Origin of the sequence: Hymenobacter caeli (genome assembly GCF_013294115.1) — a bacterium.
Lineage (GTDB): Bacteria > Bacteroidota > Bacteroidia > Cytophagales > Hymenobacteraceae > Hymenobacter > Hymenobacter caeli.
This window is the reverse complement of sequence record NZ_JABSNP010000018.1, coordinates 1-15,570: the sequence shown is the minus strand read 5'-3', so window position 1 is coordinate 15,570 and position 15,570 is coordinate 1. Positions and strand designations below refer to the sequence as shown.

General features: G+C 63.5%; 13 protein-coding genes. 7 read left to right on the top strand and 6 right to left on the bottom strand.

Annotated features, from left to right (window positions below; genetic code table 11):
- Positions 1-229: 229 nt before the first annotated feature.
- Positions 230-919: a deoxyribonuclease V gene (gene nfi / locus HNP98_RS16680; RefSeq protein ID WP_173811307.1), complete on the bottom strand. Its 690-nt coding sequence runs from the start codon at positions 917-919 to the stop codon at positions 230-232.
- 156 nt (positions 920-1,075) lie between these two features.
- On the opposite strand from nfi, the gene HNP98_RS16675 reads away from it, so the two are divergent.
- The 3 genes from HNP98_RS16675 to HNP98_RS16665 all read left to right on the top strand — a co-directional run bounded on the left by HNP98_RS16675 (position 1,076) and on the right by HNP98_RS16665 (position 3,428).
- The gene (locus HNP98_RS16675; RefSeq protein ID WP_317171131.1) at positions 1,076-1,654 is read left to right on the top strand and encodes a DUF1990 family protein; all 579 of its coding nucleotides are present in this window, start codon (positions 1,076-1,078) and stop codon (positions 1,652-1,654) included.
- A complete protein-coding gene (locus HNP98_RS16670; protein ID WP_173811306.1) occupies positions 1,644-2,315 on the top strand; it encodes a DUF1990 family protein in 672 nt (223 codons plus the stop codon). Before HNP98_RS16675 ends, HNP98_RS16670 begins: the two co-directional genes overlap by 11 nt.
- 63 nt (positions 2,316-2,378) lie before the next feature.
- Positions 2,379-3,428, top strand: a complete 1,050-nt coding sequence (locus HNP98_RS16665; protein WP_173811305.1) for an NAD(P)-dependent alcohol dehydrogenase — start codon at positions 2,379-2,381, stop codon at positions 3,426-3,428.
- Positions 3,429-3,600: 172 nt separating this feature from the next.
- On the opposite strand, the gene HNP98_RS16660 is transcribed toward HNP98_RS16665, so the two are convergent.
- On the bottom strand, positions 3,601-5,157 hold the full coding sequence (locus HNP98_RS16660) for a serine hydrolase (RefSeq protein ID WP_246275181.1): 1,557 nt from the start codon (positions 5,155-5,157) through the stop codon (positions 3,601-3,603).
- A gap of 181 nt (positions 5,158-5,338) precedes the next feature.
- Positions 5,339-5,896, bottom strand: a complete 558-nt coding sequence (locus HNP98_RS16655; protein ID WP_173811304.1) for a T9SS type A sorting domain-containing protein — start codon at positions 5,894-5,896, stop codon at positions 5,339-5,341.
- A gap of 1,332 nt (positions 5,897-7,228) precedes the next feature.
- Between HNP98_RS16655 and HNP98_RS16650 the strand changes: the two genes are divergently transcribed.
- Positions 7,229-7,378 (top strand): hypothetical protein, encoded by a 150-nt coding sequence (locus HNP98_RS16650; RefSeq protein WP_173811303.1) that lies wholly within the window; start codon positions 7,229-7,231, stop codon positions 7,376-7,378.
- A gap of 497 nt (positions 7,379-7,875) precedes the next feature.
- Here the strand turns inward: HNP98_RS16650 and HNP98_RS16645 are convergent, their stop codons facing one another.
- Together HNP98_RS16645 and HNP98_RS16640 are read right to left on the bottom strand one after the other, a co-directional pair.
- Entirely contained in the window at positions 7,876-8,898 is a 1,023-nt protein-coding gene (locus HNP98_RS16645) for a T9SS type A sorting domain-containing protein (protein WP_173811302.1), read from the bottom strand.
- 415 nt (positions 8,899-9,313) lie between these two features.
- Positions 9,314-10,141 carry a ribonuclease H-like domain-containing protein gene (locus HNP98_RS16640; RefSeq protein ID WP_173811301.1) on the bottom strand — a complete coding sequence of 276 codons (828 nt, stop codon included), beginning with the start codon at positions 10,139-10,141 and terminating at the stop codon, positions 9,314-9,316.
- A 101-nt stretch (positions 10,142-10,242) separates the two neighbouring features.
- On the opposite strand from HNP98_RS16640, the gene HNP98_RS16635 reads away from it, so the two are divergent.
- The 3 genes from HNP98_RS16635 (at position 10,243) to HNP98_RS16625 (ending at position 14,696) form a co-directional block, all read left to right on the top strand.
- Positions 10,243-11,547, top strand: a complete 1,305-nt coding sequence (locus HNP98_RS16635) for a helix-turn-helix domain-containing protein (protein WP_173811300.1) — start codon at positions 10,243-10,245, stop codon at positions 11,545-11,547.
- Positions 11,548-11,644: 97 nt separating this feature from the next.
- The gene (locus HNP98_RS16630; protein ID WP_173811299.1) at positions 11,645-12,013 is read left to right on the top strand and encodes a hypothetical protein; all 369 of its coding nucleotides are present in this window, start codon (positions 11,645-11,647) and stop codon (positions 12,011-12,013) included.
- A gap of 166 nt (positions 12,014-12,179) precedes the next feature.
- The gene (locus HNP98_RS16625) at positions 12,180-14,696 is read left to right on the top strand and encodes a TonB-dependent receptor domain-containing protein (RefSeq protein WP_173811298.1); all 2,517 of its coding nucleotides are present in this window, start codon (positions 12,180-12,182) and stop codon (positions 14,694-14,696) included.
- Between the two features lie 102 nt (positions 14,697-14,798).
- Here the strand turns inward: HNP98_RS16625 and HNP98_RS16620 are convergent, their stop codons facing one another.
- Positions 14,799-15,263 carry a peptidase associated/transthyretin-like domain-containing protein gene (locus tag HNP98_RS16620; protein WP_173811297.1) on the bottom strand — a complete coding sequence of 155 codons (465 nt, stop codon included), beginning with the start codon at positions 15,261-15,263 and terminating at the stop codon, positions 14,799-14,801.
- Positions 15,264-15,570: the final 307 nt, after the last annotated feature.

Sequence of the window (15,570 nt, the reverse complement as noted above, 5' to 3'; positions counted from 1 at the left end):
CGGCACCGGCCTGACGCGTAAAGTCCCGCACAGCTAGTCGGGTATCGTCAAAATCCGGCTCTATTGGTGTTGCAAACGCTTGAAGCTGGCAGTTTGGATGAGCAGGTAGAGCAGGAGAAATATTCCCGCTAGCAGTGAATAATAGCAGAGGCAATAGGTATCGCATATATTATTGGCCTTCGTTCGTAAACCTACTGTTCAGAGCGGAACACGACTGCTTCGGGCCCCGCTACCGCACTTCTTTTTTGAATTCCTCGGCCCAGTGGTCGGCCAGGCGGGTGGGCTCGGGCAGCTTGTAGCCGCGCAGGCAGGCCAGCGTCAGCCGCGTGGCGGTGGCCTGGTCGCAGCGGTGGCCGGGGCTCACGAACAGCGGCAGCACCTTGTCTTTGCTGCGAACGACCTCGCCAATCAGCTCGCCGGTTTTGGCGTCGGTGAGCGGCGCGATGCTGCCTTTTTCGGGCCCCGGCTCGGTGAACGTGCCGGTCAGCCGCTGCTTGGCTACGCCGAAGGTGGGCACGTCGAGCAGCACGCCCAGGTGGGCCCCGATGCCCATGCGGCGCGGGTGGGCAATGCCGTGGCCGTCCACCATCACCACGTCGGGCTTGTTCGCCAGCTTGGCGAAGGCCTGCACCACGTTGTCGGCCTCGCGGAAGGAGAGGAAGCCCGGCACGTAGGGCATGGTTACGGGCCCGTAGCTGTACACTTTCTCCACCAGCTCCAGCGACGGGAATTTCAGCACCACGAACACCGACAGAATGGTTTCGGGCGTGGGGAACGACGAGTCGCAGCCGCCAATCAGGCGCGGCTCGCGGGCCAGGGGCTCGGCCCGCACGCGCTGGCGCATCTCCTCTTGCTGCTGGGTGAGGCGGCGCACCAGGGCGGGGTCGGGCGGCGGGCCGGGGGGGCGGTAGTAGGCCACTGCTTTTAATTATGAGTTAGAAGTTATGGGTTTGGAAGTTGCGAGGCACGAAGCGCTACCCTGGCGGGCTGCTTGGCGTATACGTAGGAGTGGTTTTTAAAGAAGCGGTTTTTAAAATTCATAACTCATAACTCCTAACCCATAACTATAAAGGAAGTGGCCCACCCCGAACAACCCGCCGCCCAGGGCACCGGCCCCGAGCTGGAGCGCCGCTACTACCTCGACGTGGCGCGGCCCCGCCTGACGCCCCCGCAGCTTATGGCCGCCGTACAAGCCGACGTGCCCCGGTTTTCGCCCGGGCTGCTGGCCGATTTTGAGCAGACGCGCGGCGAAGCCGGGGCCCTGCGCGTCGGCGACGAGTTCCACATCAAAATCCTGGGGCCCTGGAACGGCAGCGTGCGCGTGACCGACGTGGGGGCCACGTTTTTTGAACTGGTAACGCTCGAGGGTCACCCCGAGGCCGGGCGCATCCGCTTCGAAACCCACGCCCTCGACGCGCGGCCCGACGCGCTGCGGTTCGAGATTCATTCGCTGGCCCGCTCGCGCGACGGGCTCGTGGCCTTTGCCTACGATACCATTGGCGGCGGCAAGCTGATGCAGGAAGCCACCTGGGTGGAGTTTTGCCAGCGTGTGGCCGAGGCCAGCGGCGGCCAGGCCCTGGGCCCGGTCACGGTCGAAACCACCCGCCGCGCCGAAGACGGCACCACCCAGCAGCAGGTCTCTCATGTCGATTAGCCCCGCCGCTGCCCCGGCCTGGGAGCAGCAACGCGCCCGCCTTGAAACCTACGCCAACGCCCGGGTCAACTACGACTACGAGCCCCGGCAAGCGTACACGCCGGCCACCGGCTGGCGGCTCGACGACTACGCCACCGACCTGCCCGCCGAGGCCCCCGGGCCCCCCGCGCCGGCCGGCGCGTTTGCCGCCGCCCAGGACGTGCTGCGGCGCTACGCCTTCCCGCCGCCCGACCTCATCACGGGCTACTTCGACCCCAGCCAACCGCTGGAAAAGCGCATCATGGTGCTGCGGGCGCATTTTTTGGTGTTCAATTTCTACTTTGGGGTGCAGGTGGCCGACGTGGTAGATGCCGAAAGCCAGCCCGGCCCCGATGGCCCCGAGCGGGTCTGGGGCTACGGCTACCGCACCCTCGAAGGCCACTTCGAGCGCGGCCAGATTAATTTCAGCGTCCACAAAAACCTGGCGACCGGGGCCGTGCAATTTCGCATCCACGCCGTGTCGCAGTCCGGGCACATCCGCAACCCGTTCTACTGGGTTGGCTTTAAGGTATTTGGCCGGACCTTACAGCGCCGGTTCGCGCACCAGTCGCTGGCCCGGATGCGGCGCTTGGTGGCCGACGCGCTAGCCCACCCGCAACTTTTGGCCGCGCCGGCCGGTTAGGGCAGGCAGTACACAGCTACATTTGGTTGTGCAAAACCAATTATTTCTCCAAAACCACACTTGATGAGTACCACCAAGGCTTACGCGGCCCCCGCCGCCAACATCCCCCTCGAACCCTTTTCGCTGGAGCGCCGCGCCCCCGGGGCCCACGACGTCCAGATTGACATCCTGTTTTGTGGCGTGTGCCACTCCGACCTGCACCAAATCCGCGACGAGTGGGGCGGCTCCATCTTCCCGATGGTGCCGGGCCACGAAATCGTGGGCCGCGTGTCGGCCGTGGGCGACCACGTGAAGAATTTTAAAGTGGGCGACATCGCCGGCGTGGGCTGCATGGTCGACTCGTGCCGCACCTGCCCCAGCTGCCAGGACGGCCTGGAGCAGTACTGCGAAACCACCGGCATGGTGGGCACCTACAACGCCCGCGAAATCGGCACCGGGGCCCCCACCTACGGCGGCTACTCGCAGCAGATTGTGGTGGACGAAAAATACACCCTGAAGGTGAGCGACAAGCTCGACCTGGCCCGCGTGGCCCCGCTGCTGTGCGCCGGCATCACCACCTACTCGCCCCTGCGCCAGTGGAAAGTGGGTGCGGGCCACCGCGTGGCCGTGATGGGCCTGGGCGGCCTGGGCCACATGGCCGTCAAGTTCGCCGCCGCCCTGGGCGCGGAGGTCACGGTGCTCAGCACCTCGGCCGGCAAAGAGGCCGATGCCAAAGCCCTGGGGGCCCACAAGTTCGTGGTTACCAAAGACGAAGCGCAGCTGAAAGCGGTGGGCAACTACTTCGACTTCATCATCAACACCGTGTCGGCCCAGCTCGACCTCGCCACCTACGTGAACCTGCTGCGCCGCGACGGCACCATGATTCTGCTGGGCGTGCCCTCCGAGGCCCCGCACATCCACGCCTTCAACCTGATTGCCAAGCGCCGCCGCATCGCCGGCTCGCTCATCGGCGGCATCGCCGAAACCCAGGAAATGCTGGACTTCTGCGCCGAGCACAACATCATGTCCGACATCGAGATGATTGACATCCAGCACATCAACGAAGCCTACGAGCGCATGCTGAAGGGCGACGTGAAGTACCGCTTCGTCATCGACGTGGCCTCGCTAAACTAAGTAATGAGCCGTTAGCTATTGGCTGCTAGCTATTAGCTTTCGTTCTGGCAGGCAGGAAATTACAAAGAAGTCAACGCGCGTTTATTTTTGCTTGACAACCTAAGCCAGCCCCTAGGCCAACGGCCGGCTCTCCACGCGGAGGGCCGGCCGTTTTGGTGTGCGCTGCGCCGCGCTATTCTTTAGTGAACAAATAGGGTTCCGGCTCCAGAAAGGGGTTCACGCGCAGCTCCAGGGTGCGCACGCCCCCCGCCTGGGCCCCGAACGCGGCCGGCAGGATGCCGTAGGCCGGGTTGGAGTACGTGGTGCGGAACTGGTCGTCGTCCATGTAGTCGAGGGTAGCCAGCAGGTTGGGGTGGTGGGAGAAATGCACCAGCAGCTGCTTGCCCTGCACCTCCACCGTGACGGTGCCGTACACCGGGTTGCGGTACGTGCCGGCGTAGGTACTCAGGCGGTGGGCGGGGCGGTCTTTGTGTTGCACGCGGGCGGCCATGTCGGCCAGGCCGTGGCGGGTTTCTTCGCGGCCGGCCCGGGCCAGGTTGTACAGCTGCCGGCTGCGGTCCACGTAGGGCACGCCCAGGTAGGCGTCGAGCAGCTGGTAGCGCAGGGCCTCAAAAAAACTCTGGTTGTCCTGGTTGGTGAGCACGGCCAGCCCCAGGCCTTCTTCGGGCACGAAGCACACGTTGGTGACGAAGCCGTAGGCCCCGCCGGTGTGCCAGAAGATTTGCCGGCCGTTGTAGTCGCCGGTGTAAATGCCCAGGCCGTACACCGAAAAGTGGCTGGGCAGGACGGACGATTTCGCGTCGGAGATGGCCGTGTTGGGCTGGCGGGTGCGTTGCAGCGTGGCCCAGGGCAGCACCCGTTGCCCGTTGTAGCGGCCGCTGTCGAGCTGGAACCGCAGCCAGTGCGCTAGGTCGTTGGCGCACGAGACAAGGCCCGCGGCCGGGGCCAGGTTGTCGAGGGCGTCGAAGGGCAGGGGCGTGAGGGGCCCGTAGGCGTTGGAGTAGGGCCGGGCAATGTTGGGCCGCTGGGCGTAGCCGGCCGTGAGTGGGTAGGTGTTGGCCATGCCCAGGGGCGTGAGCAGGCGCTGCTGCACCCAGTCCTCCCACTTTTTGCCGCCCAGCACCGCCGGAATGATTTCGCCGGCCGCCAGGAAGCTCGAGTTGCAGTAGCCGTAGGTTTGGCGAAACGGGTTGACGGGCTTGAGCGTGCGCATCTTGGCCACCACCTCGGCCCGGCTCAGGTCGGAGTTCCAAAACGTAAAGTCGCCCTGGAACGTGCGGGTGCCCAGGTGGTGGCCCAGCAGGTCGCGCACGCTCACCAGGCGCGTGCTCACCGAGTCGTAGAGGCGGTAGCTGGGCAGGTACTTGCGCACCGGGTCGTTCAGGTTCAGCCGCCTTTCTTCCTCTAGCTGGGCCAGGGCCGTGCCCGTGAACAGCTTCGTGTTCGAAGCAATCATGAACAGGGTGTTGGCGTCCACGGGCTCGGGCTGGTCCACGGCCCGCACCCCAAAGCCCTGGCTGGCCACCACCTGCCCGTTCTTCACCACCACCACGGCCAGGCCCGGAATGTTCCACAGGCGCAGGCCCCGCCGCACGTAGGCCGTCAGGCTGTCGCGCACGAAGCGGGCCCCCGGCGGCTGGTACTGCTGGGCCGCCACCGGCTGGGCCAGCAGCAGCAACGCCACCAAGCTAGCCAGCCGGCCGCGGCAAAACATAAATCGGACGAGCATGAAAGACCAAAAATGCCGGATGGGAAGCGAAAAATAAGCACGTTTCGCGCAAAGGGCGGCAAATTGTTGCCAACCCGGCCCGGGAAGTTAGCTACGCTGCCCCAGCGGGCCAAAAGCCCGGCCATAACCCCACAAAAAAAGCCCTGCGCACGGCGCAGGGCTTTTTTTGTGAGCGGAGCGGTTACTCCTTCACTAGTTTGAGGCGCTGGGCCTGGCCGTCGCTGTAGCGCACCTGCACCACGTACAGGCCGTGGGGCAGGTCCTGCAAGTCGCCCAGGCGCAGGCTGGAGGCCCCGGCGGCCAGCGTGGGCTGCCACGTGCGCACCAGGCGGCCCACGCCGTCGAACACGCTCACCGCCGCCGGGCCGGCCGCGGCGGTTTGCAGGGCCAGGTTGATTTCCGAGCCGAACGGGTTGGGAAAGCCCTGCACCGCGGCCAGCGCCGACGCGCCAAACGCCACGGCCCGCGGCCCGAAGAAGCTCTCCTTGCCGTCCACGTCGAGCTGGCGCAGGCGGTAGTAGCGGGTGCCCTGCTTGCCAGCTTCCGCGTCGCGGTACTGGTAGGTGCGGGCCTCGCTGCTGTTGGGCGTCACCGAAGCCACGAAGCCCAGCGTGCGGAACGTCGTCCCATCGCCCGACACCTGCGCCTCAAAGCCTTTGCTGTTCAGCTCCTGGGCGGTGGCCCAGGTCAGCACGGCATCCGCACCCTGAGCTACGGCCGTGAAGCTGGTCAGCGTCACGGGCAGGGGGTTGGTCTGGTCACCGAGGGTGAAAGTAGCTGCGAGAGTACCCGAAATACTGTTACGAGTCAGCGTATTGGCGCTGGGATCAGCGCTCGATACGCCTAGGGGTTGGAAAGGAATGCCGCCGCTCAGTGAACGAAAAAGACGTAAGTCACCCTCGAAAATTCCGTTTAATTCTGCGTCTAGATAGTGAAAAACGAGATTGAAGTTTAAATTATCCGGATTGTCAGGTTGAAAGATGAAACCACGCCGAATGCTTTTACTCGTTCCTACTCCAGTGTAGGTATAGCTAGTAATTCGCGTAACCTGTGTAGTTCCAGGCGAACCATCCATTGCCGTCAATTCTACCCCAATATTGCCGAAAGAGCTGGGCTGATTCTGAGTAACTATTCGGCCACGACTGCGCAAAATACCGAGAACATAGTTACTTTCTGATTCCCCTATAATTTGCGCATTAACACCCAGATCAATGTTGTAAGTAGTAGCGTTATCGGAACGGGTAACAACTTGGCCGCTTATGAATTGCAAACTATTGAGAATGTCCATGCGGTTAGAGAGTGTCTTGGTACCACCTCCTTGAATTCGAAAATCGAAAAAAGTTGATCCGTCAAATGTTTGTGCTGTTGTACCGGCTAGAGTGAATACCCCCCCCGTTTGCCCAAAGCCACCGTTGGGATCCTGAAAATTGCCGAATATCTGTAGTTCGCCACCTTTTAGAAAGTTACGGGCTCCTACAGCTCCGTTGTTGCCTGCCAAGGTCAGTGTGCGTACCTGCGCCACGCCGCCACTAATGGTTGGATAACTAGATTGGCCACTACCATTATAAGGAATGTTAGCATCAATGGTTGGGTCAGGAACTTTGTTAGTACTCCAGTTAGAAGGGTTGAACCAGTTATTGTCACTGGTGCCCGTCCACTGCGCTATACTGTTTGTTACCCTAAACGTAGCTGTGTAGTTGGGACCGTTATTATTATCATAAAAATCAAAGCTTCCGCTGCCGCCAGAGTTATTATAAACTGCGCGACCTTGAAAATAGATTTCTATAACATAATTGCCGGTACCGTTAGTGCTAGTGGCAGCCAATAGGTTGGGTAAAGTAGAAGTATTAGCCCATGTTTTATTCGTGGACTTTCCGTCATCGCCCGAACGCACAAAGCTCAAATTCAGCGGAACAAAGGAGCCACCAGGAGAACCTTGGGCGTAAACCCGGTAGTACATCTGGGGAGGTTGCACATCATCGCCATTATCGCTAAATGTATTTGCTTCACCTCCTAGCTGTAAGCTGCCAGAATTACGGTCAAAAGACCCTAAATCTCTGTTCTGAAATGCTTGAACGCCCCCAACATTACTGTTTGCGTAATAATACGCGCCATTAATGACGATAAATTCTTTGTAGAATCCAGTGGCTCGAGCTTGGTTGGCAAAGCCAACGAACAGCAGCAGCAAGCTAACCAGCAGGCTGCTTTTGCTGCCTGGTAGTATATACTCTGCTAAAGATGAAAATCGGTGAGCGTTTAGATGTTTTTGCATGGGTTCAATAATAAATGTGTGGAAAGACACAATCAAATATACGATGAACCCCGGGGGAAATTGTTTAATGCAAAAAAATGTTGCCTGTCTTCTATTCACTGCTTCTGGCCGGCGGCGAATACTATACTCGACTCGAACCACCGGTTATTGAGCCCGAGGCTTGTTAGAAAAAGCAAGGCCAACCGTTTGACGGTTTGGCCTATGCATAAAAAGGCCCCTCCTGGTGGGAGGGGCCTTTGCTAGCATAAAGAATAACCGTTCTAGATAGCGGAAGCGAACGGCGCAGGATAAGACACTAAGTAAACCGAATAGGAATGGGTGAACGGGGATAAAATATCGGCGGGGCCCGCCATAGCAACCTGGTAATGGGATAATGTTAATATGTTGATAATATAACTAATGAAAACCTAACTAATTGACAAATAATATTATAGTAGTGAGTCACTTTAATCAGACACGACGATACGCTTGCGAATGGGGCCGCTGGTACTGGCCAAGGTGAGGAAGTAGGTGCCGGCGGGCAGGCCCTGCGGCAACGCCAGGGGGGCGAGGTACTGGGCGTTGGCCGGGGCGAGGGCTTGCGCCAGCACGGGGCGGCCCAGGGCATCGGCCAGGCGCAGGGTGAGGCTTTCGCCGCCGTAGCCCTGCAAGTGGAGCTGCACGGCCCGGCCGGCGCTGGGGTTGGGGTACACGTCCACCTGCCGGGCCACGGGGGCCGGGGGCGACAGCGTCACCACGCCGCTGTAGTGCACGGCCCCGTCGCGGTCGGCCTGGCGCAGGCGGTAGTACGTGGGACCAGTCAGGCGCTGGGGGTCGGGCCACTGGTAGGCCAGCGGCTGGCTGCTGGCGCCGGCCGCGGCCACCCGGCCCGCCTCCGCAAAGGCCGCGCCGTCGGCCGAGCGTTCGACGGCAAAAAAGGCGGTGTTGCGCTCCGAGGCCGTGGTCCAGCGCAGCAAGGCCGTGCCGCGGGCGTCCACGGTGCCGGTGAAGGCCGTCAACTCGACGGGCAGTGGGGCGGGGGCTACCGGGGCGCTGCGGGTGCGCGTCGACATGCTGCTGCCGCGGGTGTTGTAAATGATGCTCGTGCCGTCGGCGTTGTATTCGGCGTCGGTAAAATAATAATAAGTGTCGGGCTGCAACCCCGTGATGGTGACCGAGTGGCCCGGGCCGGCGTAGATAACGTAGCCTTTGCCGAGCGGGTCGCCCTGGCCGAAAACGGTGGCGGCTTTATAAAACTGGTTGTCGACGGCGGCCAGCGGCTCGGGCATGCCGTTGTTGGACAGGGCCACCGCGATTACCCGGCCCTGGCCCTGGCCCATGGTGCCGAAGCTCAGCTCCATGGTGGTGGCCGTGACGCGGACCGGGTTGACTTCGCCGCCCTGGCCAGGGGCCACTACTTGGGCCAGCGCGGCCCGGCCCGGCAGGGCTGCCGCCAGCCCCACCAGCAGCGATAGAAAGCGTAAGTGCATAAAAGGACGAGTAGAGGGTGGGGCCAGATAGAATAGGTTGAGCTAATGAAACCAGGCGTAAGGGTAAAAATAATTTATAACTATTCTAATAAAAAACAAAAGCTTATAATTTGTGTACAACCCCCGGGGTTGTTGTTTTGGCCTGGACAAATATAGGACTAAAAATTAAATCATAGTCTTATTTCTCGTTTTTTGAAGAAAATAATAAATTTTATTTGCACTAATCTGATAAAAATAATTGAGAAATTATAAATGAAAATGAAGTTGCTATAAAAAATAATAAATATGCAAATAGTATTAACCTTAGTCGGGTATTTGAACCCCACAATGGGGGGCCTGGGGAAAGGGCACGAAAAAGGGCAGCCGTGGGGCTGCCCTGCATCTTTGGATAGTATAAACGGGCCGGAGCCGTGGGCTACGCTATGCGCAGTACCGCCGGGCCGGGGGCCGCGCCGGGCCACGGCGTGTGGGTGAGCTGCACGGCCGGCCACAGGGCCTGCTGCCCGGCGTAGTGCAGGTACACGCGGGCCGTGGCCACCACGTCCTGCTCGCAGTAGGCCACGATGCGGGCCAGGTCCTTTTCGACCCAGTAGGTGTGCCCGACCCGCGCGCCGTCGAGGTCGGTTTTGGGCGAGGGGATGCCGAACACGCCCGCCAGCAGCGGCAGCGTGATGTGGCCCTTGCTGTCGCCGAATTTCCAGAAATCCATCGTGTCCAGCAGGTGGGGCAGGTCCCAGGGCCGGTGGCCGGCCACGTCGAGCATGGGCGGCAGGCCCAGCCCGCCGATGAGCAGGCGCCGGCCCAGGTAGCCGTAGTCGAACTCGCGGCCGTTGTGGGCGCAGAGGAAGTAGCCGTCGGGGCCCGCGGTTTCGAGCTTGGCGTAGCGGGCGGGGCCGTAGGGGGCGTAGCGCTGCAAAAACTGGCCGAAGCCGCGCAGCACCGCGGGCTCGTCGTGGCCGGCAAACGACTTGGTGCGGAACTCCAGGGTGTCGTCTTTCAAGGGCCGGAAGAAGCCCACCGAGATGCAGACCACCTTGCCGAACTCGGCGTAGAGGCCGCCGCGGGCGAACAGCTCGGCGTGGGTTTGGCCCTCGGCCAGCTCTTTGGCGTGGCGCTGCGTGCAGAACTGCTCCCACAGCGCGTGGTGGGGCCCGGGCAGTTCGGCGTGGCTGGCGTGGCCGGGCACGGTTTCGATGTCGACAAAGAAAATGCGGGCGAGGTCGACGTGGCGGAGGAGGTGCATGGCGGCCGGGGCGGGCAAGCGCTGTATAATTTAGGAACAACCCAAAGCTAACCCAAATTGCCAGCCGGGCCCCGGTGGGGCCCGCGGCGTATTTTCACGGCATGTTGTTCCAGTTCGGTGCCCGCAGCGCGTTGCTATTGCCCTTCGTGGTGCCGGGGGCCGCGGCGGCGCTGTGGCTGCTGGGGCGGGCCCTGCGGCGCGGGGCCCCGGCCGACGCCCTGCTGGCCCTGCTCGTCGCGGTGCCCACGCTGGGCATCGCGCAGTGGATGCTGGGCTACGCCGGCTGGTACGACAGCCACGACGGCTACTCGACGGCCATGTTCTACGTGCCGTGGCAGCTGAACCTGCTGCTGGGGCCGGGCTATTACCTGTACTTCCGCAGCCTCACCAACCAGGAGTTTCAGCTGTTTCCCCGGGCCTGGTGGCATTTTGGGCCGGGGCTGCTCGAAATCGGCTTGTTCGCGGCAGCGGCGGCCTACGACCTGCTTTGGTGGCACGGCCTGCGCGGGCAGCCGCTGTCCGCGCACTTTGGCACCAAGGGCCCCGCCGCGGGGTGGCTGGAGGCCCTGGACAAGCCGGTGGCCTGTTTGGTGTACGTGCTGCTGCCCGCCTACGGCTGGCGGGTGCTGGTGGACTACCGCCGCTACCGCCGCTACCTCGACGACAATTTCTCCGACCCCGAGCGCCTGCGCTTTGCCGGGTTGCGGCAGCTGCTGGTGCTCCAGCTGCTGGCCCTGGGCCTCAGCCTGCTATACACGGCTCTGAATGAAGTGTTTAGTTTTAGCTACGACGCGGCCTGGTATTTTTACGCCCTGCTCGGGGTGCTGATGTTTGGCCTCATCGTGGTGGGCATCCAGGCCAATTACGCGGCGGCCACCAGCCCGCTGCGCTTCGGGGCCACGCCCGCCCCGCCCGACGCCACCACCCAGGACCTGCTGCGGCCCACGGCGGCGGAACAAGCGCTGGAAGCGGCAGTAGAAGTCGCGCTGGCCACCAACCCGCTGTCGGAACGCGGAGTGGAGGCGGCCGTCCGCGCGGCCCACCCGCCCGTGGAGCTGGCCCCCGAGCTGCGCCCCTGGCGCGACAAGCTGCTGGCCCTGATGGCCCGCGAGCAGCCCTGGCTGGAGCCCGAATTGACCCTGGCCGAGCTGGCCCACCGCCTGCGCACCCACCCGGCGCTGCTCTCCAAGGTCATCAACGCGGGCTGCGGGCAGAACTTCAACGACTTCGTGAATACGTACCGGGTAGCCGAGGCCCGCCGCAAGCTGGCCGACCCGCGCTTTGGGCACTATTCGCTGGTGGGCGTAGCGCTGGAGAGCGGCTTCAACTCAAAATCAACGTTTAACCGCGTGTTCAAAAAGCTGCTGGGCCAGGCCCCCAGCGAGGTAATGCGGCCCAAAGCATAAGTTGGGACGGGCCAAACGATGGCTTGGAGCGCCGGCCGCGGGGCGGATGGGGACCTTTGGGCCATCGTTTCACCCCCGTCAATCCCCTCCAACCGCCATGCGCACCTTATTTCTGGCCGCCTTGCTGGCCGGCTCCGCGTTGCTCGCGGTCTGCGGCGGCATCACCTCCACCACGTTCATCGACGCGGGCAAGCAGTTCGTGCTGGGCGGCCGGCAGCGCGGGGCCTTCCGGGTGGCGGCCCACAACGTGGGGCCCGTGCCGGTGAGCGTGGCCGAGCGCCGGGCCGACGGCACGGTGCAGGAGCGGGGCCGCCTCGACCAGGGCCAGCGCGTGGAGCTGGCCTTCGGCGCGGGCTCCGCGGCGCTCGTGCGCAACCTGGGCGAGCGCCAGGCCGTGCTGGGCTTCCGGATTACCGGCGACACTTCTTTCAGCATGGGCATGGGCTACGAGGTGCTCCAGAAATAGAGCGCCCTTCGCCGGGGGCTGGTGCCAAAGTGCGGGCTCCGTGTAACGTTTGGGCCCCCGCGCCGGTAGCCGGGGCGGGGCCACCAAAACTTAATCCGAGGCCACGCAACCTGCCGGTGGCCGCCGGCATCTCTCCCGCGAGCCTTTCCTTTCCAACCGTTTGTATATGCTGCTTTCTACCTTCTGCCGGGCAGGCGGGCTGCTGGCCCTGCTGTGCCTGCGGGCCGCCGCGCCCGCCGCCGCCCAGGCCCCCGCGCCGGCCGCCACGGGCTCGCTCACGGGCACGGTGCTCGACTCGGCCAGCCGCCAGCCGGTGGCCTACGCCACGGTGGTGTTGCTGCCCGCCGCCCCGGCCGACAAACCCATCACCGGCGTGGCGGCCGACGACCAGGGCCGTTTCGCCTTGACCAAGCTGGCCGCCGGGGCCTTTCGGCTGCAAGTGAGCTTTGTGGGCTACGCCACCCGCACCCGGGCCGTGACGGTGACGGCCGGGGCCACCGCCGTGGGGCCCCTTCGGCTGCCGGCGGCGGCCCAGCTGCTGGGCGAAGCCGTGGTCATCGGCTCGAAGCCGGTGGTGGAAGTGCGTGCCGACCGCCTCGTATATAACGCCGACCAGGACGTGAGCAACGCCGGCGGCACGGCGGCCGACGTGCTGAGTAAGGCCCCGCTGCTGGCCGTGGACGGCGACGGCAACGTGAAAATGCGTGGCTCGGGCAATTTTAAGGTCTTGGTCAACAACAAGCCCTCGCCCTCGCTGGCCCGCAACCTGGCCGAGGCGCTCAAAAGCATTCCCGCCGACCAGATTAAGAGCGTGGAGATTATCACGACCCCGCCGGCCAAGTACGACGGCGAAGGCACGGCCGGCATCATCAACATCGTGCTGAAGAAGGGCGTGGACCAGGGCCTCAACGGCCGGGTGGGGGCCAGCGGCGGCAACCGCAACACGGCCCTGAACACGGCCCTGAACTTTAAAAAAGGCAAGGTGGGCTTTACTTCCTCGGCCAACACGGGCACGTGGAATAACCGCGGCGAGTCGAGCCTCGAACGGGTCGGGTTTTCGAGCCTGGGCACCGACACGCTGCGCCAGATGGGCAGCAGCCGCAACAACGGCCGCTGGTACTACGGCACCCTGGGCCTCGATTTCGACCCCGCCGAGCACCACAGCCTCTCGCTGGCCACCTCCGTGAATGGCTACAACGGCAACAGCACGCAAAGCCAGTTCAGCCAAGACATTGCGTCGTTTCCCGTACCAAATCCGCTCTATACCCGCGCCACCACCACCGTGTTTGGCGGGCTGAACGTGGAAGCCACCGGCACCTACACCCGCACCTTCGCGCAGGCCCGCCGCGAGTGGAGCACGCTGGCCCAGTACGCCCTCAACAACGGCACGGCCGGCTACGACTTCGACCAATTCAACAATTCGCCGGTGGCGCTGGAGCAAACGCGGGCCGACTACCGCGAGCACAGCCGGGGCCGCACGCCGGGCCACGAGTACACGTTTCAAACGGATTTTACCCAGCCCTTCGGCGACAAGAAAACCCTGGAGCTGGGCCTGAAAGCTATTTTCCGGCGCACCGGCTCGGTGGCCGCCGTGGACACGCTCTACCCCGCGCGGGCCGCCGACTTTGCCCGGGCGCCGCGCCGCGCCACCGACTTCAGCTACGCCCAGAACGTGCAGGCCGCCTACGCCACCTACTCATTCGGCGTGGGCAAGAAGCTGACCAGCAGCCTGGGCAGCCGCCTGGAGCGCACCGCGCTGAACGCTGACTTCCGGACCAGCGGCACGGGCTTCGACCGCAGCTACCTGTCGCTGCTGCCCAACGGCAACGCCCGCTACGCCTTCAGCGACGCCACCAGCCTGCGCCTGGCCTACAGCCGGCGCATCACCCGGCCGTTCATCGACTACCTCAACCCCTACGTGGACCGCTCCGACGCCAAAAATATTTCCTACGGCAACCCGAACCTGGCCCCCGAGCTGACCGATTCCTACGAGCTGAGTTACAACACCACCTTCAAAACCACCACGGTCAACGCCTCGCTGTCGGTGCGCCACACCGGCAACGCCATTGAGCAGGTGCGCTTTTCGACGGTGAACCCCGCCGCCCCGCTGCCGCCCGACGTGCCCACCGACCCCAGCGTGACGGCCCAAACCTTCGCCAACGTGGCCGCCAACACGTTCTACCAGTTCAACGTGTATTTCGCGGCCAAGCCCCTGCCCAAGTGGGACCTCAGCGCCGGCCCCGACGTGCAGTACATCGTGCGCCGCAGCCCGGCCCTAAACGCCGAGCGCCAGGGCTTCACGGCGGGCCTGAACGTGAACACCTCGTACAAGCTCGACAAAGGCGTCACGTTGCAGTCGTTCGTGTACGCCTCGCTGCCCACCCCCGAAATCCAGGGCCGGGGCGCGGCCAACCTGTACTACCAGCTAGGGGCGAAAAAAACGCTGTTCAAGGAAAAAGCCGACCTGGTGCTCAACTTGGGCAGCCCCTTTAACGCCTACTGGCCTTACCGCTCCACCACCACCACGGCGTACTTCAACGAGCACAGCGAATTCCGGGCCTACCAGCGCTCCTTCCGCCTGAGTTTCAGCTACCGCTTCGGCCAGGAGCAGCAGGGCCGCCAGCGCAAGCAGGTGAACAACGACGACACCAAGGGCGGGGCCAGCAAGCAGGGCGGCGGCTAGGCAACGGCTGAAAAGCGCGGGGCCCGCGCCAGCCGGCCCGGGCCCCGCGCGGCCGCAACGAAAACCAGGGCCCCGGTGCCTGGGGGCGGCCCGGGCCCCGCGCTACTTGATTTGGCGCAGGTCGTGCCGCACCTCGCGGCGGGCCGTTTTGAGGTAGGTTTTGAGCTGCTGCTTGCGGCCCATCTTGATGGCAATGGGCGTGAGCAGCTGCACCACGGCCGGGGCCCCGCCGGGGGCCAGGGTCGTGCTCACGTCGGCAAAGCCGGCGTAGGTGGCCACGGCCCCCAGGGGCCCCGCGTTGGCGGGCACCGCGAAGTGGAAGTTGCCCTGCGCATCGGTCACGCACGATTGGCCGGACGACGCCAGGCGCACCACGGCCCCGGGCAGGGCCCCGTGCGCGGTTTCGACCCGGCCGGTTAGCTCCTTGGTAGCGGCCACCGGGGCCGCGGAAGCCGGGGCCGCCGGGCCAGCGCTGCCCCGGGGCTCGTTGAGGGCCAAGGCGTTGGTGCGGAGGGCTTTGGATTGACCTAGGGCGGGGCCGGCCAGTGCAAGGGCGGTTAGTAACATAAAGCAGCCGTGGGGAATAAGGTGTTTCATGGGAGGGCTTAACTTTTTGATTGAATAATTCAAAACTAGCGGGTCCCTGGAATGCTGGTTGCACTTTTCGGCCAATTGATTGAAATCCCCGGCTAACGAGGGCACTCAGCCGGCGGCCCTGAATCGTGCCAGCGCCGGCCATTATGCAATGAATAATCCGTTGCGCAGAAATATCCTATATCTCTACTCTACCCTACTAAAATTTGAGGCATAAAAACGGGGCGGCCCGACCTTTGGAGTTCCTACACAGCCAAACTCGTTCCGCCCCGTGAAGCAA